This window comes from Halorubrum sp. BV1, assembly GCF_000746205.1.
Lineage (GTDB): Archaea > Halobacteriota > Halobacteria > Halobacteriales > Haloferacaceae > Halorubrum.
Map to the genome: position 1 here is coordinate 86,067 of NZ_JQKV01000002.1, position 19,092 is coordinate 105,158.

Annotated in this window: 23 protein-coding genes; 14 read left to right on the top strand and 9 right to left on the bottom strand. The window is 69.3% G+C overall.

The annotated features are described in order from the left end of the window. Positions 1 to 3 precede the first annotated feature (3 nt). Both EP28_RS04925 and EP28_RS04930 read left to right on the top strand, forming a co-directional pair. Positions 4 to 669, top strand: coding sequence for an O-methyltransferase (locus EP28_RS04925; protein WP_049982908.1), 666 nt, complete (start codon positions 4 to 6; stop codon positions 667 to 669). Between the two features lie 64 nt (positions 670 to 733). Next, positions 734 to 1,405, top strand: a complete 672-nt coding sequence (locus EP28_RS04930; protein ID WP_049982909.1) for a metallophosphoesterase family protein — start codon at positions 734 to 736, stop codon at positions 1,403 to 1,405. Positions 1,406 to 1,439: 34 nt separating this feature from the next. Here EP28_RS04930 and EP28_RS04935 read toward each other — a convergent pair whose 3' ends face one another. After that, positions 1,440 to 1,754, bottom strand: coding sequence for a hypothetical protein (locus EP28_RS04935; RefSeq protein WP_049982910.1), 315 nt, complete (start codon positions 1,752 to 1,754; stop codon positions 1,440 to 1,442). 170 nt (positions 1,755 to 1,924) lie between these two features. Here EP28_RS04935 and EP28_RS04940 point away from each other — a divergent pair, with 170 nt between their 5' ends. From EP28_RS04940 to EP28_RS04955, 4 genes are all read left to right on the top strand, one after another. Beyond that, on the top strand, positions 1,925 to 3,004 hold the full coding sequence (locus tag EP28_RS04940) for an NAD(P)/FAD-dependent oxidoreductase (protein ID WP_049982911.1): 1,080 nt from the start codon (positions 1,925 to 1,927) through the stop codon (positions 3,002 to 3,004). Positions 3,005 to 3,093: 89 nt separating this feature from the next. After that, positions 3,094 to 3,351 (top strand): MTH865 family protein, encoded by a 258-nt coding sequence (locus tag EP28_RS04945; RefSeq protein WP_049982912.1) that lies wholly within the window; start codon positions 3,094 to 3,096, stop codon positions 3,349 to 3,351. A gap of 114 nt (positions 3,352 to 3,465) precedes the next feature. Further along, a complete protein-coding gene (locus EP28_RS04950) occupies positions 3,466 to 4,185 on the top strand; it encodes a J domain-containing protein (protein WP_049982913.1) in 720 nt (239 codons plus the stop codon). Between the two features lie 72 nt (positions 4,186 to 4,257). Continuing rightward, a complete protein-coding gene (locus EP28_RS04955; RefSeq protein WP_049982914.1) occupies positions 4,258 to 4,461 on the top strand; it encodes a hypothetical protein in 204 nt (67 codons plus the stop codon). Between the two features lie 21 nt (positions 4,462 to 4,482). On the opposite strand, the gene EP28_RS04960 is transcribed toward EP28_RS04955, so the two are convergent. Further along, positions 4,483 to 5,289, bottom strand: a complete 807-nt coding sequence (locus EP28_RS04960; RefSeq protein WP_049982915.1) for an iron-sulfur cluster assembly protein — start codon at positions 5,287 to 5,289, stop codon at positions 4,483 to 4,485. Then, entirely contained in the window at positions 5,289 to 6,350 is a 1,062-nt protein-coding gene (locus EP28_RS04965; RefSeq protein WP_049982916.1) for an amidohydrolase family protein, read from the bottom strand. Before EP28_RS04965 ends, EP28_RS04960 begins: the two co-directional genes overlap by 1 nt. Positions 6,351 to 6,455: 105 nt before the next feature. On the opposite strand from EP28_RS04965, the gene EP28_RS04970 reads away from it, so the two are divergent. Continuing rightward, complete coding sequence (locus EP28_RS04970; protein WP_049982917.1) at positions 6,456 to 7,496, top strand: NAD(P)-dependent alcohol dehydrogenase; 1,041 nt, start codon at positions 6,456 to 6,458, stop codon at positions 7,494 to 7,496. A 122-nt stretch (positions 7,497 to 7,618) separates the two neighbouring features. Here the strand turns inward: EP28_RS04970 and EP28_RS04975 are convergent, their stop codons facing one another. Beyond that, complete coding sequence (locus tag EP28_RS04975) at positions 7,619 to 8,407, bottom strand: mechanosensitive ion channel family protein (RefSeq protein ID WP_049982918.1); 789 nt, start codon at positions 8,405 to 8,407, stop codon at positions 7,619 to 7,621. 4 nt (positions 8,408 to 8,411) lie between these two features. Then, positions 8,412 to 9,233: a diadenylate cyclase DacZ gene (gene dacZ / locus EP28_RS04980; protein ID WP_049982919.1), complete on the bottom strand. Its 822-nt coding sequence runs from the start codon at positions 9,231 to 9,233 to the stop codon at positions 8,412 to 8,414. A gap of 146 nt (positions 9,234 to 9,379) precedes the next feature. Between dacZ and EP28_RS04985 the strand changes: the two genes are divergently transcribed. Next, on the top strand, positions 9,380 to 10,492 hold the full coding sequence (locus EP28_RS04985; RefSeq protein ID WP_049982920.1) for an aldo/keto reductase: 1,113 nt from the start codon (positions 9,380 to 9,382) through the stop codon (positions 10,490 to 10,492). Positions 10,493 to 10,629: 137 nt separating this feature from the next. Here EP28_RS04985 and EP28_RS14365 read toward each other — a convergent pair whose 3' ends face one another. Continuing rightward, positions 10,630 to 10,800: an HVO_0758 family zinc finger protein gene (locus tag EP28_RS14365; protein WP_196219610.1), complete on the bottom strand. Its 171-nt coding sequence runs from the start codon at positions 10,798 to 10,800 to the stop codon at positions 10,630 to 10,632. 169 nt (positions 10,801 to 10,969) lie between these two features. On the opposite strand from EP28_RS14365, the gene EP28_RS04990 reads away from it, so the two are divergent. From EP28_RS04990 to EP28_RS05015, 6 genes are all read left to right on the top strand, one after another. Beyond that, positions 10,970 to 12,154, top strand: a complete 1,185-nt coding sequence (locus tag EP28_RS04990) for an MFS transporter (RefSeq protein ID WP_049982921.1) — start codon at positions 10,970 to 10,972, stop codon at positions 12,152 to 12,154. A gap of 186 nt (positions 12,155 to 12,340) precedes the next feature. Continuing rightward, positions 12,341 to 13,558, top strand: coding sequence for a glycosyltransferase family protein (locus EP28_RS04995; RefSeq protein ID WP_230455261.1), 1,218 nt, complete (start codon positions 12,341 to 12,343; stop codon positions 13,556 to 13,558). After that, positions 13,555 to 14,139, top strand: a complete 585-nt coding sequence (locus tag EP28_RS05000; RefSeq protein ID WP_049982922.1) for a DUF7109 family protein — start codon at positions 13,555 to 13,557, stop codon at positions 14,137 to 14,139. Before EP28_RS04995 ends, EP28_RS05000 begins: the two co-directional genes overlap by 4 nt. 81 nt (positions 14,140 to 14,220) lie before the next feature. Next, positions 14,221 to 14,913, top strand: coding sequence for a hypothetical protein (locus tag EP28_RS05005; RefSeq protein WP_049983600.1), 693 nt, complete (start codon positions 14,221 to 14,223; stop codon positions 14,911 to 14,913). 24 nt (positions 14,914 to 14,937) lie between these two features. After that, on the top strand, positions 14,938 to 15,354 hold the full coding sequence (locus EP28_RS05010; RefSeq protein WP_049982923.1) for a JAB/MPN domain protein-containing protein: 417 nt from the start codon (positions 14,938 to 14,940) through the stop codon (positions 15,352 to 15,354). 87 nt (positions 15,355 to 15,441) lie between these two features. Beyond that, complete coding sequence (locus EP28_RS05015; RefSeq protein ID WP_049982924.1) at positions 15,442 to 15,765, top strand: DUF5789 family protein; 324 nt, start codon at positions 15,442 to 15,444, stop codon at positions 15,763 to 15,765. An 18-nt stretch (positions 15,766 to 15,783) separates the two neighbouring features. Here EP28_RS05015 and EP28_RS05020 read toward each other — a convergent pair whose 3' ends face one another. From EP28_RS05020 to EP28_RS05030, 3 genes are all read right to left on the bottom strand, one after another. Then, positions 15,784 to 16,089: a PRC-barrel domain-containing protein gene (locus tag EP28_RS05020; protein ID WP_049982925.1), complete on the bottom strand. Its 306-nt coding sequence runs from the start codon at positions 16,087 to 16,089 to the stop codon at positions 15,784 to 15,786. Positions 16,090 to 16,214: 125 nt separating this feature from the next. Further along, positions 16,215 to 18,476 (bottom strand): LUD domain-containing protein, encoded by a 2,262-nt coding sequence (locus tag EP28_RS05025; RefSeq protein WP_049982926.1) that lies wholly within the window; start codon positions 18,474 to 18,476, stop codon positions 16,215 to 16,217. Further along, positions 18,469 to 19,017: an LUD domain-containing protein gene (locus EP28_RS05030; protein ID WP_049982927.1), complete on the bottom strand. Its 549-nt coding sequence runs from the start codon at positions 19,015 to 19,017 to the stop codon at positions 18,469 to 18,471. The genes EP28_RS05025 and EP28_RS05030 overlap by 8 nt, the downstream gene beginning before the upstream one ends. Positions 19,018 to 19,092: the final 75 nt, after the last annotated feature.

Below are 19,092 nucleotides of genomic sequence, written 5' to 3' on the forward strand. Positions count from 1 at the left end.
CACATGGACGCACGCGCCGGCACAATCGAGCGGTTCCTCGCCGCGACCGCACCCGCCCACACGTCGATACAGGAGGAGATGGCCGACCTCGCCGACGACTGGGGGTTTCCAACCATCGGGCCGGAAGCGGGGGCGGTGCTCCGGCTTGTCGCCCGGTTGACCGACGCCGAGCGCGTTTTCGAGTTTGGCTCCGGGTTCGGTTACTCCGCGAGTTGGTTCCTCCGCGGCGGCGCGGACACCGTGATCTGTACCGAATTCGACGAGGAGGAGGCCAAACGCGGCGTCCAGTTCGCGGCCGAGGGTGGCTACGCCGATAGACTCACGTTCGAGGTGGGCGACGCGATGGAGACGATAGCGCGCTACGACGGCCCCTTCGATATCGCCCTGATAGACCACCAAAAACACCGGTACGCCGACGCATATCGGGCGGTCCTCCCGAAGGTTCGGACCGGCGGCGTGATCGTCGCGGACAACATCACGCGCGGCCCCATCGAGTTCGCCGACCTCGTGGCGCACTTCGAGGACGGCGCACCGCTCCCGGACCCCGAACGCGACGCCGAGACGCGCGGCATCGGCGAGTACGTCGGCACCGTCCGCTCCGATGACGCGGTCGAGACCGCGATTCTCCCGGTCGGCTCCGGGATCGCGGTGTCGACAAAGGTGCGGTGACGACCGGCCGCGCGGCCTCGGCCGACCCGAACTTCTTCGGGCCTCGGCGGCGAACCCCGATCCGATGAAGGTGGGGCTCATCTCCGACATCCACGCGAACCTGCCCGCGCTCGAAGCCGTCCTCGACGACATGCCCGCCGTCGACCGGATCGTCTGTGGCGGCGACGTGATCGGGTACAACCCGTGGCCGGCCGAGTGCGTCGAGCGCGTTCGCGACGTCGCGGCAGCGACGGTTCGCGGCAACCACGATCGGACGGTTGAGACGCCCGAACGCTATCGGGCGAACCGGATGGCAGAGGCGGGGCTCGAACACGCGAAGGCGTCGCTGTCAGACGGCCAGCTCGCGTGGCTCCGCGGACTTCCGCGAACCGCGGCGATCGCGGGCGGTCGGTACCTGCTCGTTCACTCACACCCCGCGGCGGAACGCGAGGACGCCTACGTCTACCCCGAGGAGTTCGGGTCGCTCGACCGCTACATGGACGAGTACGACGGGATCGTGCTCGGCCACACGCACGTACAGGGCGCGCGCTCGGTCGCGGGCGGCGTCGTGGTCAACCCCGGCAGCGTCGGCCAGCCCCGCGACGGCGACCCCGACGCCGCCTACGCCGTCCTCGACGCCGCGAGCGACGACGTGGATCTCCGACGGGTCGGCTACGACGTCGACCGGGTTCGCGACGCGGTCGCTGACGCCGGGCTTCCGGAGCGGACTGCAGACCGGCTCTCTCAGGGAAAGTGACCGTTCGGCCGCTCCCGGCAGGCTCGAAGCGCGGTCACCAGACCCCGGTGAGCATCAGGAGGTTCCGCGCGGCCGCGAGAAGCGAGAGCAGGCCGACGCCGCCGCACATCAGCGTGGCGACGAACCGCCGGGAGCCGCCCGCGAGGGCGACCGGCACGCCGATGAGCACCATGCCGACGGCCTTGGTGATCACCATGCCGCGGAGCGGACCGAACAGGGTGATGAGCGCGCCGCCCACCGGCGACCCCTCGACGTACTCGCCGGTGGTGATGGCGAGGTGCGTGGACCCCACGTCGGCGACGGTGCCGACGACGAGGAGAACCGCGGCGAGGGCGAGACGAGAAGCCACTGGCGGTGTGAACGCGGCGCGCGCAAATAAGTCTCCGGGGCACAGAGCGGTCGGCGACGGCGGTAGAGGGGTACTTCCCGACCCGACCGCCGCCGGACGTGACCGCGGGCTGGTCGCGGCGCGCGCACAGCACGACGCCATTTAAACCGGAGGACGCCCAATTAGCGGTAATGAGTTCGTCCGACGACGACTACGATATCGCGGTGGTCGGCGGCGGCCCCGCCGGGCTGACGACCGCGCTGTACGGCGCTCGATTAGGTCACGACACGGTGCTCGTCGACCGGGGCGGCGGCCGAGCGGCGATGATGGCGGACACCCACAACGTTATCGGCGTCACCGAGGAGACCTCCGGCAACGAGTTCCTCGCGACCGGTCGCGAGCAGGTGCAGTCATACGGCGGCACGTTCGAGCGCGGGTTCGTCACCGACGTCGAACACACCGACGACGGTCGGTTCCGGCTCTCGCTCGGCGACGACGAGCTTCGCGCCGACCGCGTCGTGCTCGCGACCGGGTTCTCCGATGAGCGTCCCGACCCGCCGCTCCCGCGGACCGGCAGGGGACTGCACTACTGCCTCCACTGTGACGCCTACATGTTCGTCGACGAGCCGGTGTACGTGATGGGACACGGCGAGGCGGCCGCCCACGTCGCGATGATCATGCTCAACGTCACCGACGAGGTGGACCTTCTGACCCGCGGCGCGGAGCCGACGTGGAGCGACGAGACCGCGGCCCAACTGGAGGCGCACCCGGTCGACGTCGTTCACGAGGACATCGCCGGCGTGGTAAACGATCCCGACTCCGGCTGGCTCGACGCCTTGGAGTTCGAGGACGGGACGACCCGCGAGTACCGTGGCGGCTTCCCGATGTACGGCTCCGATTACAACACCGGGCTCGCGAAGGGGCTCGGCTGCGATCTCACCGACGACGGCGCGGTCGACGTCGACGACCACGGCCGTACGAGCGTCGAGGGCGTGTACGCCGTCGGCGACGTGACGCCCGGGCACAATCAGGTGCCCGTCGCGATGGGACAGGGCGCGAAGGCCGGACTCGCGATCCACAAGGAACTTCGCGAGTTCCCCCGCTCGAAGGAGTCGATCGCCCGCGACGGTCCCGTCGCGGACGACGAGGTGCCCGCCATCTCAGCCGAACTCATGGCGACCGCCGTCGCTCACGAGGGCCACGCGGGCGGGCCGCGCGAGGGAGGGGATCAGGAGGCGGCCGCCGAGACGCCGCGGGCCGACGACGACTGAGGCGGATCGGCGTTTCGACGACTGAGTCCTCGCAGACGCCCGCTCTGTGTGTCGCAACGCTTTTGCGGTCACTCACTGGACTGGGGTGTATGAGCGACGTGAGATCTGAGCTTCGCGAACAGTTCTTGGACGCCTTCGACGGCGCGGACTACCCGGTCGAGTCCCAGATGGACCTCGTCCCGGTGCTCCCCGACGGTCCGACGACGACGTTCGAGGCCGGAGACGTGCGCGTCACCGCGATGGAGTTAGCCTCGAAACTCGGCGGCGAACAGGAGTTCCCGTACGAGTCGGCGGAGGCGCTCGTCGACGACATCCTCGACGGGCTCGAAGCGAAGGGTCTGATCTGAGGGCGGCCGCTCACCGCCGACGCTGCGCGCCGTTCTCTTCCAGACCCGCGTCTATCGGCCGCCCGGACCCGGATCGAGCGAGAGGTTGATACGCGACGAACCGCAACGAGTATCGTGGCCGTCGAATCCGTCACCGCGCTGCCGACGTGGGTCCTCCTCGGGGTCGCGGCCGGCATCGTCGCCTCCGGCGTCGTCGCGCTCGTCTTCTACCTCGGCGACAGGCTCATCGCTCCCGGTGGGACGGCGAGCGACGGCCGACAGCACGCGGGCGACGAGCGCCGCCGCCGCGAGATCCGAGACTACCTGACCGCGACGGACATCCGGTTCACCGAGGATCACGCGCTCGGCGAGGTCGGCGTTCCGTTTTATCTACCCGAGCGCGACGTCGCCATCACGTTCGACGCGCACGACTACTTCAGACTGGAGGGAGAAGGCGTGTACACGGTGCTCTGTGAACACGAGATGCCCGGCCGCGGGCTCGGCCGCCGGTTGCCCTTCGACGTGACCGAGCCCGACTGGGGAGAACGGAAGGGTGCCGCCGGGTCGGCTCCCGATCCGGTCGCCGCCGCGTTCGACGAGCTTGACGTCCCCCGCGACGCCGACGGCGACGAGGTGAAACGCGCGTACCGCGAGCGCGTCAAGGAGACGCACCCCGACCAGGGCGGCGACGAGGAGTCGTTCCGACGCGTCCGAGAGGCGTACGCGACGGCTCGAAACCACGTCGACGAACGCGGCGGCCGGAGCGGCACATCCCGTGAGGCCGACGCGCCGAGCCGACGGAGGCGAGGCCGTCGCTCCCGTCGCGCCGAGCCGCCGACCGGATTCGGGCGGTGACGGCGGTTCGCGTCGAAGCCGGTCGACCAGCCCGCGGTGAACGCTTTTGTCGTTCGGAACGTATTCCGATCCGTGAACACTGACACCGCCTGTCTCGGCTGTGGCGAACCGTTCGACTGGGGAGACGGCGACTGTCCGGCGTGCGGCTGGAGTCGCGACGAGTGGGCCGACCGCGGTCGACACGGCCTGCAAAAAGACGGCCACGGCGAACCCGACGAAGACGGGCGTTCCGGCGGAGCCGGCGGCGGACTCGGCGGGCTCGGACCGATACGGTGACGAGGCCGAGCCGGGGCGCGCTTATCCGCTCTCGTCGTCCGACCCGTGGCGAGCCCTGTGGAGCGCGTCGCACACCGCGCCCTGTCCGCTCATGTTGACGTCGGCGAGGCGGGCGCGCTTCTGGACCCGGTCGAGCCTGTCGGGCGCGATCCGATCGCCCTCGGGCGTCAGAAACAGCGTGTCACCGGCGTCGGTGACGTGGCCGCTTTCGGCCGCCCGGTTCACGTACGTCTCGATCGGGTCGCGGTCGACGACGACGGAGAACCCGTCGAGTTCGACGTGCGCGGCCTCGCCGTCGAGCGTCACGTCGTCGCGGTCGAGCGCGACGATCTGCGCCGGGTCGACGCCGGCGTCGAGCAGCGTCGCGATCGCCTCGCGCTGTCGCGAGACCCGGGCCTTGTCGGCGATGGCGGCCCTGACTTCGGCGACGCCGCCGTCGGCGTCCGGGAACGTCTCGCCGAAGGTGTCGCGGGCGTTGACGCCGGTGGTGATCTCCTCGTCGTGCATGTGGTCGCACAGTTCGATCCGCGCGGTCTCGACCCACGCGAGCGACTCGACCTCGTCGCGGGCGTCGACGGCCATCATCCACGCGAACGCCGGCGAACACCACGCGGTCGGCAGGGTGAACTGCACGAGCACGCGTCCGCCGTCGGCCTCGATCGTGTCGACGTAGTCGAGTTCGACGATCGACCGGGCCAGTTCCGGGTCCTCGACGCGGTCGAGTCTGTCGCGAATCGCCGCAGTCCGCGGGCCGTCCGTCAGCTCCGCGGCGTCGGCGGTGTCGGCGGCTCCGGCATCCCCGCCGGTATTTGTGCGGCTTCCAGACATCAGTCCGCCGCGGCCCCCGCGTCGCCGCCGTAGTGGTCGGCCAGATCGAACCGCTCGGTGACGGCGTCGTCGCGGAACTGGCGTTTCTTCTCCTCGATGTCGATGTCGTACAGCCGGGCGGCGTTCTCGCCCATGACCTTCTTCATCGTGTCGACGTCGAGTTCGACGCCGTACTCGTCGCGCTGCTCGTCTGTGAGTTCGGCGTTCATCACCTGATCGACGAGCCAGTCGGGGTTCCACAGCGCGTAGTCGGAGCCGAACAGGATCCGGTCTTCGCCGAGCCAGTAGAGCAGCTCGCCCATGATTTCGCCGAACTTCCGTTTCCGGTTCGTCGACATCGCCGACGCGACCGCGAGCCCGCCGTAGACGTTCGGCTCCTGGGCCGCGATCCAACAGAAGTCGTCGAGCCGCGGGAGTCCCACGTGGTTGACGATGAAGTTGAGTTCGGGGAACGACGAGGCCGCGTCGTCGATGTCTTTCACGTCGAAGGCGTCGCGGTTGAGCGGCCGGATCGTCGGTCCCTTGTGGGCGTTGATGTTCTCGATCCCGAGGTCGGCGCACTTCTCTAGGAACTCGAAGGCGTCGTCGCTGTCAAGCCGCCACCCCTTCGAATCGCCGCGCCACGCGGCCGTGTACAGCTTTACGCCGGGGATGTCGTACTCCTCTTTGAGGTGTTCGAGGTAGCGCAGGCCCTCCTCGCCGTCACGGGGATCGAAGCTCCCGTTCAAGACGAATCGCTCCGGGTACTCCTCCGCGAGTTCGGCGTTCTGTTCCGTCGTGTTGAACCCCTCGTCGTAGAACTCCGTGAGGTACGTGGGCTGGAAAATCGCCATGTCGGCCGCCGCGTTCCCGAACAGGTCGGTCGCCATCCGGTCTGCGCCGTAGTGACGGTACTCCTCCATGTCCCACTGCTTCTCCTCCGGCGTGAATCCCGTGTGATAATCGTAGAAACACTGGATGAACTGCTCGCCCCCCTCGTGCGTGATGTTCTCCGTGCGAGCGTCCCACAGGTGGACGTGCCCGTCGATGACGAAGATCTCCTCACCGGCCATCTCGTACATGCGCTTCGATGTGTGGTCCGACCACACATAACAATAAGGATCGTTCAGTATAATTACAAGACTATAACGAACGTTTATGCAGGAGGAAACGAGACAGTGTCTCACATGCAAGCTGCCCGACTCCACGAGTACACGGACGACATGACGGAGGGACTGCAGATCGACGAGGTCGACCGGCCGCACGCGACCGGAGCCAGCGACGTGATAGTCGAGGTCGAGGGCGCGGGCTGGTGTCAGACCGACAATCACATCATTGAGGGGATGTGGGAGGAGTACGTTCCACAGGACCTCCCGATGACCTTGGGCCACGAGAACGCGGGGACCGTGGTCGAGACGGGCGAAGACGTCGAGATCGTCTCCGAAGGCGACGCAGTGATCTGTCACCCCGTACAGACCTGCGGCACCTGTCGGCCCTGCCGACTCGGCGAGACGATGTACTGCGAGAACGACGCGTTCAACGGGCTGACGACGGACGGCGGCTTCGCCGACTACCTTCACACCAGCGAGCGCTCCGTGATCCCGCTCCCGGGCGGCGTCGATCCGGTGGATATCGCGCCGCACGCCGACGCCGGCATCACGGCGTACCACGCGGCGAAGAAGGCGGTCGGCGAGTTGAATCCCGGCGACCACGCGGTCGTCATCGGCATCGGGGGACTCGGCCACATCGGGCTCCAGTGTCTCGACGCGATGAGCGCGGCGCGGATCACCGCGGTCGACGTGAAAGACGCCGCGCTCGATCTCGCCGACCGATACGGTGCCGACCATCTCGTCAACCCGACCGAGGCCGACGTGCCTGCCGAAGTCGAGTCCATCACCGACGGGACGGGTGCCGCGCAGGTGCTGGACTTCGTCGGCGCGGACCAGACGACAGCCTACGCGCCCGACGTCACCGCCGCCGGCGGCGACCACCATATCATCGGCTACGGCGGCCACATCCACGAGCCGTCACAGGCGCTCGTGAACGGCGAGTTCTCGTTCGTCGGCAACATCGTCGGACGGTACGCCGAACTGCAGGAACTCGTCGCGCTCGTCGAGCAGGGCGACGTGGATCTGCACACCAGCCGGTACGACCTCGGCGACGTGAACACCGTCGCAGAAAAGCTCGAACACGGCGAGATCGACGGCCGCGCCGTGATCACGCCGTAGGCGACGTCGCCGCGAGCAGCGCGCCGACCGCCGCACCCACGAGCGTCGGTGCCATGCACGTCCTTGACGGTCACACGGCGATACGCACACCGGGGGTCGGCGTGACGGCGTCGAGGCGAGTCCTACTCCCGGATCAACACGATCCCGTCGCGGAACACGGAGTGGTTCGGGAGCACATGCTCCTCGCCGTCGGCCTCGATGCGCGTGACGAACAGGTCGACCTCTTGTACGATTCCCCGTTCGCCCGCGACGCGGACCTCGTCGCCGATCCCGTACGGCTGTCGCAACAGGAGGAAGACGCCCGCGGCGGCCGAGGCGACGAGATCCTTCGTCGCCAGCGCGGCGAACAACACGATCGCCAGCGCGAACGCCGCGAGCAGCACGACGAGCGCGAGCGTCTGGACGCCGACCTGTCCGAGGGCGACGAGCGCGGCGACGTACACCACGCTGTACTTGACGAGCGGCGGGAACACGCCGAGTTCGGGCAGTTTGATCCCACGAAGCCGCTCGGTGACGAGCAGTTCCGCCTTGTCGCCGACGACGACGCCCACGATGAGGACGATGACGGCGACGAACACGCGGGGAAGGAAGGCCGCGACGCCGGACCAGAACTGTTCGAGGTAGTTCACGTCGGCGACCGTGAGCGCGACGATGACCGCGACGGCGAGGATGAAGTAACTCGACAACTGCGCGAGGATGTGGACCGTGGAGGTGTCGAACTCGCGGGCGGTCCGCTCGAAGGCGGTCCCCTCGATGACTTCGGGGATCCCGGCTCTCGTCAACAGCCGGCGGTTGATCACGCCGACGACGTACGCCGCGACGAGCCCGAACGCGAGCACGAACAGGGCGAGCCAGAGCCGGTCGGGGACGGCCGCGACCGCCCCGGCGAGCGCGCTCGTGACCGTGGACATCGTTTCAGTACTCCTCCGGGTCGATCTCTAAGACGAGTTCGCCGGCCTTGAACGCTCGCACGAGCCCGTCGGACTCCGAGAGCACGATCGCGGTCGCGTTCGTGTCGCGGGTGATCGCGCCGCCGGCCATGTGGCGCGCGCCGAGCCCCTTCGGGATGTCGACGCCCTCCGCGCCCGGTTCGAGGTAGCGGTACGCGGAGACGATCTTCCCGGAGTCGGAGACGACGAACGCGCCGTCGAGCCGCGAGAACTCCTTCAACATCACGTTGACGATGGGGTCGCCGACGTGGACGTGCGACTTCTCGAAGGGGTTGTACGACAGCGGCCGCGATTTGTTCATCACCTTCCCCGCGTCGCCGACGACGAACAGCGCGCCCACCGGCTTCCCTTTCTGTCCCTTCTTGCCGAGTTCGATGGCGACCTCGAAGACGTCGCGAATGACGCTCGGCTCGGCCCGGGAGTTGACGAACAGATCGTAGATGCCGGTGTGGATCGTCTCGTCGGCGGTGACGCGGATCACGGCGTCGGAGCCGCCGTCGAACACCGACGCGATACAGACGACCGCGTCGCCCTCGGTCACGAGGTCGGCGTCCATCGCGCCCTCGATGCCGAACCGGATCCGGTCTTTGACGTTGTCGAACGGGAGGGGTAACTCGACGAACACCTCGGCGTCGACGTCGTTATCGGGCGCGACGACGACGATGTCGGGATCGTCGCCGCCGCCGTCGTCGACGAACCGGTCGTGAAACGAACTGGTCGGCGAGAACAACAGCGCGGCGTCCGCGTCCTCGACGAGGTCGGACAGGTGGTCGGTGAGCGAGGCCATTGTATCACGAACTCTCGGATAACGTATAATCGTTGTGTCGCCGTCTTGCACGCGTCTGACGCCGATTTTTCGATTCGGCTACCTCATCCGGCTGAGACTGACCGCGTGCACGCGACTTATGTCCTCGACGGCCGGAACCCACACGCATGGCGACCCGCGAATCCCTCTGGAACTACCGCGACGCGTTCGGCGACGCCTTCGGCCGGACGTACTTCAGGCGGTTCGGACCGGGCGTGGCCGCGAGCGTGGGGATCGGGACGTACCTCGGCGAGCCCACGGCCACGGTCGACGACGACTCCCGGGCGGCGATCGAACTCGCACTCCGGTCCGGCGTGAACCACGTCGACACCGCGAGTAACTACCGCGCCGGGCGTGCGGAGCGCGTCGTCGGCGAGGCGGTCCGCCGGTCGCCGACAGACCGCGAGGCGGTCGTCGTGTCGACGAAGGGCGGGTTCCTCCCGTTCGACGGCGAGCGTCCCGACGACCCGGGCGCGTACGTCCGCGAGCGGTTCCTCGATCCGGGGATCGTCGACCGCACCCACCTCGCGAACGGCGCGCACGCGATCGCGCCGGCGTATCTGTCGTGGTCGCTCGACCGGTCGCTGGAGCGGCTCGGGCTCGACGCGGTCGACTACTTTTACGTGCACAACCCGGAGACGCAGCTCGCCGTCCGTTCCCGAGACGAGGTGTACGACCAGCTGGAGGCCGCATTCAGGCTGTTGGAGCGGCGGCGAGCCGCGGGCGATATCGGCGCGTACGGCGTCGCGACGTGGGACGCGTTCCGCGTGCCCGCCGGTGCGGAGGGGTACCTCTCGCTCGCCGAGGTGCTCTCGCGAGCCGAGGCCGCCGGCGCGGCCGTCGGCCCGGACGACGACCACGGCTTCGAGGTGGTCCAACTCCCGTTCAACGTCGCAATGGCCGACGCGTTCACGCGAGCGAACCAGCCGGCACCGCCCCGCTCCGACGTCGACGGTCCGCTCTCGGCGCTGGAATTCGCCCACGAGGCCGGTCTCTCGGTGGTGACGAGCGCGAGCATCGGACAGGGTGACCTCGCGGTCGAGGGCGCGATCCCGGACGACGTCGACGCGGCGCTCGCCGGCGAGACGCCGGCCCAGCGAGCGCTCAACTTCGCGCGGAGCGCGCCGGGCGTCACGTCGTCGCTCGTCGGGACGACCGACATCGATCACGTCCGCGAGAACGTCGCGGCCGGCACGTTCGACCCGCTCGGCGCGTCCGCGTTCGACGCGGTGTTCGAGTAGCTCGCGGGGGGTGACGCTCTGAGACGCGTTCCGAACTCGAGAGGAAAACGGCGACGCGAGCGGAGGGAGAGACCGATCCCGGCCGCAAAGGCGGAGGTCTCGGTCGGCGGTGACGATCGATCCGGGGACGGGGACCGCTACCGGAGTTCCTTGTACGTCGCTCCGCACTCCGGGCAGACGCGGACCGCGAACACTTCGTCGGGATCGTTCTTCTTTTTCAAGACCATCTCGCACTCGGCGCAGTTGAGCCGCTCGTATGTGTCCTTGAACAGGTCGCCGTCCCGCAGTCCCTTCCGTGTCGATTTCATGAATCCTCGTTGATCGCGTGGCTGTATAAAAACCCCGTACGACGTCGGTCGGACGGCGCGACCGGTCGCGACCCGTGGCCGTGCGCTTGGACAGCGGTCAGCGTGTCTCGACCCGCCACGCGCTCCGGCCTTTCGCAACGTTTGTCTCACACCGCGAGAAAGGCCGCCCGTGTCACGGACTCGGCTGTTCGGCTCGCTCTGTGCCCTCGTCTTCCTCGTGAACTTCGCGCGGGTCGTGTTCGCCCCGCTCGTGGGGGAGTTCATCGGGGAGTTCGGGATCGGCGAGGGGACCGCCGGACTCATCGTCACGCTCGCGTGGCTCGGCTCGGCCGCGCCCCGGATTCCGGCCGGATGGGCGCTCACCCGCATCTCGCGGCAGGTCGTCGTCCTCGCGTCCGGTGCGGTGGTGACGCTCGGCGCGCTCGGCGTCGCGCTGGCCCCCGGCGTGCCGACGCTGATGGTCGCCGCGTTCGCCGTCGGCTGCGGCTCGGGCGTCTACTTCGTGGCCGCGAACCCGTTCATCGCGGAGCTGTTCCCCGACCGCGTCGGTCGCGTGATGGGCGTCCACGGGATGGCGAGCCAGTTGGCTGCCGTCGCCGCCGCGCCGGTCGTCACCGTCGCGCTGTGGTACGACTGGCGAGTCGCCTTCTACGGGCTCGCCGCGGTCGCCGCCGGAACCACGCTCGTCTTCGTCGCGCTCGCGAACCGGACCGACCTCCCGAACGCCGGCGCACAAGACACCGACTTCGCCGGTGCCGCGCGGGGAGAGTGGAAGCTCATCCTCACGGGCGTCGTGTTGATGGGGCTCACGAGCTTCGTCTGGCAGGGGCTGTTCAACTTCTACGAGCTGTACATGATAGACAAGGGGCTGCCGCCGGCGACCGCGCGCAACCTGCTCACGGTGATCTTCGCCGCCGGCGTGCCCGCGTTCCTCGTCTCAGGCGACCTCGCCGACCGGCTCCCGCACGTCCCGTATCTCCTCGGGATCGTCTCGACGTTTATCGTCGGCGTCGTCTTCGTCGTCTTCGCGTCGGGGGTCGCCGCCGTCGTCGCGGCGAGCGTCGTCGTCGGGTTCGCGGTCCACATGCTGTTTCCCGCGGGCGACACCTACCTCCTCGCGTCGCTGCCGGACGAATCGCGGGCGTCGGCGTACGCCGTGTTCTCGGCCGGAATGATGTCCACGCAGGCCGTCGGGTCGTGGGTCGTCGGCGAGGCGATCGAGGCCGGCGCGAGCTACGACGCCGTCTTCCTCGCGCTCGCCGGCGGACTCGGCGTCCTCGTCGCCGCGTACGCGGTCCTCGATCGAGCGGGCCGCGTGCCGGGCGGCGCGGCCGGCGTGGAACCCGCGGCCTGAGAGCGACTATCGGAGTCGACCGGAGTCGACCAGTGTCGTTCAAGGCTGACCGGAGTCGACCAGTGTCGTCCAAGGCTGACCGGAGTCGACACCATGTCGTTGGTCGCGGGATCCGGCGGAGACCGGGACCGGAACGCACCGCGGGTATCGCACCTATTTAGGGTGTCGCGCCCCTGTCTTCTCCCAATGGAGTACGTCCAAGAACGCGTGACGACCTTGCACGCGTTGACCGATCACCGGCCGGACGCCCCCACCGGCCGGGCGGCGGTCGTGGTGCCGATGACGGAACGCGAGTACGGAACGCTCGCGGCCGAGCGCGTCCTGAACGCGCTCGAAACCGTCGCGCCGGCCCGCGTGATCGTTCCCCTCCGCGCTCCCGCAGAGCGCGTGGAGCCGTTCGTCCGCTGGCTCGACGGATTCGACGTCGACGTGGAGACGCTCTGGTGTGGTGGCCCCCGTCTCGCCGACCTGCTCCGCGACCACGGGCTCGACGGCAGCCGCGGGAAGGGACGTGACGTGTGGCTCGGACTCGGCCGCGCGCTCGATTCGGAGTACGTCGTCGTCCACGACGCCGACACGAAGACGTACTCGCCCGCGTTCGTCAACCGTCTCCTCTTCCCGCTCGCTCGGGGCCACGAGTTCTCGAAGGGGTACTACGCCCGCGTCGAGGACGGGTCGCTGTACGGGCGGCTCTTCCGGCTGTTCTTCCGGCCGCTCGTACGAGCGATCGCCGACGACGCCGGCGGCGACGAGGAGGTTGTGGCGTACCTCGACGCGTTCCGCTACGCGCTGGCGGGCGAGTTCGCGGCGACGAGCGACCTCGTCTCGCGGCTCCGCCTTCAGCGCGGCTGGGGGTTGGAAGTCGGGACGCTCGGCGAGGCGTTCGAACACGCCGGCTTCGCGGACAGCGCGCAGGTCGATCTCGGACGGTACGAGCACGACCACCGCTCCGTCGACGGCCCGACGGGGCTCGCGGACATGAGCCGAGCCGTGGGGGCGGCGACGCTCCGGGCGGTCGAGAGCACCGGCGTCTCGGTCGCGTACGACACGCTCGCGGGCCGCTACCGCGAGGCGGCCGCAGACCTGATCCGCGGCTACGAGACCGACGCCGCGTTCAACGGGCTCGCGTTCGACCGGGAGGACGAGCGCGCACAGGTCGAAACGTACGCCGACGCGCTCGCGCCGCCGGGACCGGACACGCGACTGCCGGCGTGGAGGGACGCGCCGATATCGCCCGCCGACGTCGCCGAGGCGGCGAGCGCCGATCTCGCAGACATCACTGAGACCGCGACGGCCGCTCCCGCCGCGGAACGGGCGAGGGCCGAGGACGTACGCCAGCGCCGGAACGGCCACCGGACGGCGGAGGACAGCGCACCCGACACAACTCCGGGGGACGAGACGTGACGGCGGAGGACGCGCCGAGCGTGGCGGCCCGCGACGACCTCGCCGGAGTCGTCGACCTCTTCGAGTGGCTCACGCGCGCGGAACTCTCTCGGGCGCTCGCAGAGCTCGCGTTCAAACAGCGCGCGGCGGTCGACGAGGAGGCCATCACAGCCGCCATCGACGTCGCAATCGCGGAGTACGCGCTCGTCCCCGCGCCGCCGGACGCGCTCTCGGAGGGCAGAGAGACGGCGGGCGCGGCGTCGCCGGACGCGGTCGCGTCGCCGGACGCGAACGACGCCGCTACGACGGGCGACTCGTCGGATCGCGTCGCGCTCGCTGTCGGTCCCGCCGCCTTCCCGTCGCTCCCGCCCGACGCCGAGGACCTCCCGCACATCCTCGACGTGCCGGAGCGGAGCGTCGACCGCGAGGCGCTCTCTACGGCGGTGCTCGATCGGCTCTCCGCGGACGCGGTCGCGGCCATCAAGAACGGTGACGTCGACCGACTGGAGACGCTCGCGGACGTGACGTACGACGTCGAGGCGTGGGCTCCGGTCGACGCGGGCGACATCCGCGAGCGGATCGTCGCCGAGACTGAGTCGTAGCGGCCGCGGCTTCCTCGATGGCTCCACCTCTTCCGCCGGAGACGGGTTGAAAGGGATTCGGCCCGAATGGGCGGTATGGGAATGAAAGCGGACGGCGAGGCCGACCTCCACGAGATCGACCGACACGAGCGCGGCGTCGGCTGGATCGCCTACCCGAACGAGACGATGGAGCGCGCGAGCCACGCCGTCGCGGTCTCGAACGACGAGGCGGGAGAGAGCGACGTGTGGGTGTTCGACCCGGTCGACGCGCCGGGCGTCGACGACCTTCTCGCGGAACTCGGCACCGTCGCCGGCGTCGTCGTCGGACTCGACCGCCACAAGCGCGACGCGGCGACGATCGCGAACCGCCACGACGTTCCCGTCTACGTCGCTGACTGGATGACCGGGGTCGCGGACGACCTCGACGCACCGGTCGAACGGTTCGGGTCGCGGCTGGCCAACACCGGCTTTGAGACGGTTCGAATCCGCGACAGCACCGTGCCGCCGTGGCAAGAGGTCGGCTTCTTCGACGGGGAGACGCTCATCGTTCCCGAGTCGCTCGGCTCCGCGTCGTACTTCCGGGGCGACCGCGAGCGGCTCGGCGTCCACCCGATGCTCCGGCTTACGCCCCCGACGACCGCCCTCTCGGGGCGGAATCCCGATCGTGTGTTAGTCGGCCACGGCGTCGGCGTCCACGAGCGGGCCGCGATCGCGGTCGAGGACGCGCTCTCGGGGTCCAGATGCAAGGCACCGGGACTGTACGCGAAGACGCTCCGCGACGCGATCGGTATCTGAGCTGATGGTCGGAGTCCGATCGCCGTGATCCACGTCACGCGCGGCCTGTTGACGGTCTTGCTTGACCACGCCGCCGACCGCGATCCGGCCGCGACGAACCTCCGGCTCTCGTCGACGGCCGCCGGCGACTTCGAGGAGCCCACCGGGCTCGATCCGGAGACACCCGTGTTAACGCACTTTACTCCTGCCGGCGTCGGCGGCGCGGTGAACGCCGTGTTCGGCGTCGACCTCGGGACGCCCGTCGGCCGCGGCGGCGCGCGGTTCCTCTCGCATCCGAAGGGGTTCCTCGGGGTCTCGAAGACCGACGATCTCGCCGCGATCGTGCTCGTCGCCGTCCCGCCGTACGACGATGACGCGGTCGCCGCATTCGACCGCGCCGGCGACGGAATCGAACTCGCCGTGCTTGACGCCGCACCGCCGGAAGAGTCGGTACCCGAGTGAGTGAGGGTACTCGAGTGAGCAGGAATCCCCGCCCGCGTGAAGCCGAGAGCATGGGTTTCAAGCGTTCGGGGTGAGTACGCCGTCTCGATGGCAGCACGCCCACCCGGCGGCGGATCCTCGGAACCCGAGGCGATCGAGTTCGGGATCGCCGTGCTCGACGCCCGAATCGAGGAGGCTGGCGTGTCGTTCCCCGCGACGAGCGAGGAGATCGTCGGCGCGCTCGACGACCCGGAGATCCCGTACGACGCCGCGGGGCGGACGGTCTCGCTCGATGCGGTACTCGACGAGCTTCCTCAGCGGCAGTTCGAGAACGAGACGGAACTCCTCGACGCGGTGTACCCCGTCTTCGACGAGAAGCGGCGGACGAGCGGCGGCGTCTTGTCGGCCCTTCGCGACGCGTTACCGTTCTAGACGGTGTCGATCGGTCGGTTACCGGGGCGCTTGCCCGACGTCGGCCTCGTCCTCGTCGGATCCGGTGTCGAACCGCTCGATGACGTCGTTGACTAAGACCACGTCGCCGACCGCGCGCACCCATCGGTACGGGACGATGACGCCGGTGTTCCGCTCGACGCGCCCCGCGAACAGCTCGTGGTTGAGTTCGGCGAGGGCGAGCCCGGTCACCGCCTGCGCGTCCAGATCGAGACGCACATCCTCGATCTCACCGACGAAAACCCCGTTGTTCGAGTACACCTCACGACCGACGAGCGACGTGATCTCCTGTGGAGCCGCGTTCATATCAGACACGGTCACGAGCGCGCCTAATAAGCGTTCGTTGTCGAACGACGCCCGTCAGACGGTGCGGTCGCGACCGACCGCGGTCCGCTCGCAGCGGTCGTCAGCTCGGGCCAGCGACGGTGGCGTCACTCCCGCGGGGCGACGAGCTCGACCGGATGCATCGGCGCGTCACCGAGCAGCGCGTCGATCTGTTCGGTACACGACGTGCCGGCGGCGACGACCGTCCGGTCGGTGTCGCCGAACTGCTCGCGGATGGGCTCGCCCACGTCCATGCTCAGCTCGTAGTAGTCGTGCTTGTAGCCGAACGAGCCGGCCATCCCGCAGCACTCGGTGTCGGAGGTTCGGACGTCGTAGCCGAGTCGCTCCATCACCGCGGTGGCGTGCTCGCCGACGCCGATCGTCCGGGCCTGACAGTGCGGGTGGTACGCGACGCGCGCCCCGGACGCGACGGGGCCGGTCCCCTCGGCCGGCGCGCGAAGCGCGGCCGGGTCGCCGCCGTTGTCCAACAGGCCGAACAGGTACTCCATCACGTCGTAGCTGGCGTCGGCGAGCCGCTCGTGAGACGCCTCGGGGAGGAACTTCTCGTACTCGCGTCGGAACATCCCGAGGTCGCTCGGCTCGATGACGACCACGTCGCGGCCGGCATCGACGTGGCGCGCGAGCCCGGCGTACACGTCTTCGGCCTTCGCCTCGGCCGTCGAGACCATCCCCTGTGAGAGCGGCGGCCGGCCGCTGCCCGGGAGGTCGGGAACCCTGACGTGCACGTCGAGCGCTTCCAGCGCGCGCACGGCCGCCTTCCCGCGGTCGACGTCGACGTAGTTGGTCGCGGTGTCCGGGTAGAGGACGGCCTCGCGGCTCGCGTCCTCGGGCGACACCGCGGCCCCGCCGCGCGCCTCGAACCAGTCGACGAGCGGCTGGCTCGCGAAGTCGGGGAGGTCGCGCCGGCGGTCGATCCCGGCGACCCGCTCGCCGAGCGCGCGGAGCGGCCCGACGTCAGCGAGCCGGTTCGCTATCGGCGCGGTCCTGCTTCCCCACTTCGCGAGCGTCTCGTAGTTGCCCACGATCCGGGTACCGAGGTCGAGGCCCGCGGGCTCCTCGTCGGGCACCAGCTCCTCGAACATCCAGTCCGTCTGGCCAGGGTCGGCCTCGCCGCGGTTGATCCGGTCACGCACGACCGTGTTAATCCACGGGATGTCGATCTCGACGGGACACGCCGGCACGCAGCGCGAGCAGCCGGTACACAGATCGTTGAACTCGGCGGCGGTGTCGAGTCCCTCGATGCCGGCCTCCCAGCCGGTGGCGATGCCGCCGGAGTACGTCTCGCCGCCGAACGCGTGGCCCCCGACGCTCTGGAAGTTCCCGCAGGAGTTCGAGCAGGCCGAACACCGGATGCAGTACAGCGTCTCTTTCAGCTCCTCGTCCTCGCGCATCGCCAGCCGGCCGTTGTCGATCAGAACGAGGTGGAAGTCGCGGTCGTCGCCGGTGCCGTCGCTCGCGCCGTCGTCGGGATCGCCGCCAGCGAGCGGTTCGCCGTCCTCTTGGAAATCCGGAACCGGGGAGTCGACCGGCGGCGTGAGCGTCGAGATGTAGGAGGTCACGTCCTGTCCGGTCCCCGACCGACCGATCAGCTCGACGAACGGGGCGAACTCCTCGACGCTCGGAACGATCTTCTCGACGCCCGCGACCGCGACGTGGGTGTCCGTCGCGGTCACCGTCTTGCGGGCGTTCCCCTCGCTCGTGACGAGCAGCATCGTGCCCGAGTCGGCCGCGATGAAGTTCGCGCCCGTCATCCCCACGTCGGCGTCCTCGATCAGCTCGCCGAGCCGCTCGCGAGCGAACATCGTCAGCTCCTCCGCGGTCTCCGGCGGCTCCGCCGGGTCGAACCGCTCTGCGAACAGCTCCGCTATCCCCTCGCGGGACTTGTGGATCGCCGGCGCGACGATGTGTGACGGGGCCTCGTCGGCCAGCTGGAGCACCCACTCGCCGAGGTCGGTCTCGACCACGTCGACGCCCTCGGCTTCGAGCGCCTCGTTGACCTCGATCTCCTCGGACGTCATCGACTTCGACTTTACCAGCCGGTCGGCGTCGCGCTCGTCGGCCGTCAGCTCAGTGATGTACCGGTTCGCGTCGGCGGCGTCGTCGGCGACGTAGACCGTCCCGCCGTTCGCCTCGACGGTCGCTTTCACCTCCTCGATTAGCTCCGGGAGCCGCGCGATCGCGTCCTCCTTTATCGCGCGCGCCTCGCCTTTCAGTTCCTCGTAGTCGTCGAGCCGCGACGTCGACTCGTACCGTCCCTCGTTGAACCCGCGAGTGTTTGCTGCGACCGCGTCGCCCTCGGTCGCCATCAGCTCGCGGATCCGGTCGGCCTTCGCGGCGTCGCTACTCATCGAGGTCCCCCCCTTCGGCCGCCGCCGATTCACCGTCTTTCGTCTCCCCGTCCTCCCGAAGCAACACCACGTGGACCTCCTTCGGACCATGCGCGCCGTGGACGAGCCCGCCCATGTCGGCGGTCGCGCTCGGGCCGGTCGCGAACACGACGTCGACCGAGCCCTCGCGGGTCTTCGGGCCGAGCCAGTCGAACGCGTCCGGCATGTCGGGGACGAGGTCGCGCTCGCGGAGGACGACGACGTGGCGGTCGACGAAGAGGCTCACCGGCTCCGTGCCGGCGGCGTCGGCTTCGATCGCGACGCTGCCGTACTCGGCGACGCCCAGTTCGGCGTCGGTGACGCCGGTGTGGGCCGCCCGCAGGTCGGCGGTCGTCGGCTCGGTCTCGATCCGGTCTGGGAGCGGCGCGTCGGAGACGCCCACGGCCGGATCGCCAGCAGCTTCGGCTATCAGATCGCGACACGCGCTCTCGGGGCCCTCGCTGACGGTGACCCCGAGGTCGTCGAGCCGACGTTTGAACGTCGATCGGTCGGCGAGTGACATATCGGACGATTCGGGGGGACGCATATGGGTGTTGTGCCGATCGTTCGTGAGGGACTCGCGACCGCTTCGGGGGTT

Bases quoted from the DNA above. Each gene is read 5' to 3' on its own strand.
- EP28_RS04985 (WP_049982920.1), top strand. From the start codon at position 9,380: ATGGCGACCCGCGAATCCCTCTGGAACTACCGCGACGCGTTCGGCGAC.
- EP28_RS05005 (WP_049983600.1), top strand. From the start codon at position 14,221: ATGAAAGCGGACGGCGAGGCCGACCTCCACGAGATCGACCGACACGAG.
- EP28_RS04960 (WP_049982915.1), bottom strand. From the start codon at position 5,289: ATGTCTGGAAGCCGCACAAATACCGGCGGGGATGCCGGAGCCGCCGAC.
- EP28_RS04995 (WP_230455261.1), top strand. From the start codon at position 12,341: ATGGAGTACGTCCAAGAACGCGTGACGACCTTGCACGCGTTGACCGAT.
- EP28_RS04970 (WP_049982917.1), top strand. From the start codon at position 6,456: ATGCAAGCTGCCCGACTCCACGAGTACACGGACGACATGACGGAGGGA.
- EP28_RS05030 (WP_049982927.1), bottom strand. From the start codon at position 19,017: ATGTCACTCGCCGACCGATCGACGTTCAAACGTCGGCTCGACGACCTC.
- EP28_RS04945 (WP_049982912.1), top strand. From the start codon at position 3,094: ATGAGCGACGTGAGATCTGAGCTTCGCGAACAGTTCTTGGACGCCTTC.
- dacZ (WP_049982919.1), bottom strand. From the start codon at position 9,233: ATGGCCTCGCTCACCGACCACCTGTCCGACCTCGTCGAGGACGCGGAC.
- EP28_RS04925 (WP_049982908.1), top strand. From the start codon at position 4: ATGGACGCACGCGCCGGCACAATCGAGCGGTTCCTCGCCGCGACCGCA.
- EP28_RS04930 (WP_049982909.1), top strand. From the start codon at position 734: ATGAAGGTGGGGCTCATCTCCGACATCCACGCGAACCTGCCCGCGCTC.
- EP28_RS05020 (WP_049982925.1), bottom strand. From the start codon at position 16,089: ATGAACGCGGCTCCACAGGAGATCACGTCGCTCGTCGGTCGTGAGGTG.
- EP28_RS14365 (WP_196219610.1), bottom strand. From the start codon at position 10,800: ATGAAATCGACACGGAAGGGACTGCGGGACGGCGACCTGTTCAAGGAC.
- EP28_RS05015 (WP_049982924.1), top strand. From the start codon at position 15,442: ATGGCAGCACGCCCACCCGGCGGCGGATCCTCGGAACCCGAGGCGATC.
- EP28_RS04965 (WP_049982916.1), bottom strand. From the start codon at position 6,350: ATGTACGAGATGGCCGGTGAGGAGATCTTCGTCATCGACGGGCACGTC.
- EP28_RS04975 (WP_049982918.1), bottom strand. From the start codon at position 8,407: ATGTCCACGGTCACGAGCGCGCTCGCCGGGGCGGTCGCGGCCGTCCCC.
- EP28_RS04940 (WP_049982911.1), top strand. From the start codon at position 1,925: ATGAGTTCGTCCGACGACGACTACGATATCGCGGTGGTCGGCGGCGGC.
- EP28_RS05025 (WP_049982926.1), bottom strand. From the start codon at position 18,476: ATGAGTAGCGACGCCGCGAAGGCCGACCGGATCCGCGAGCTGATGGCG.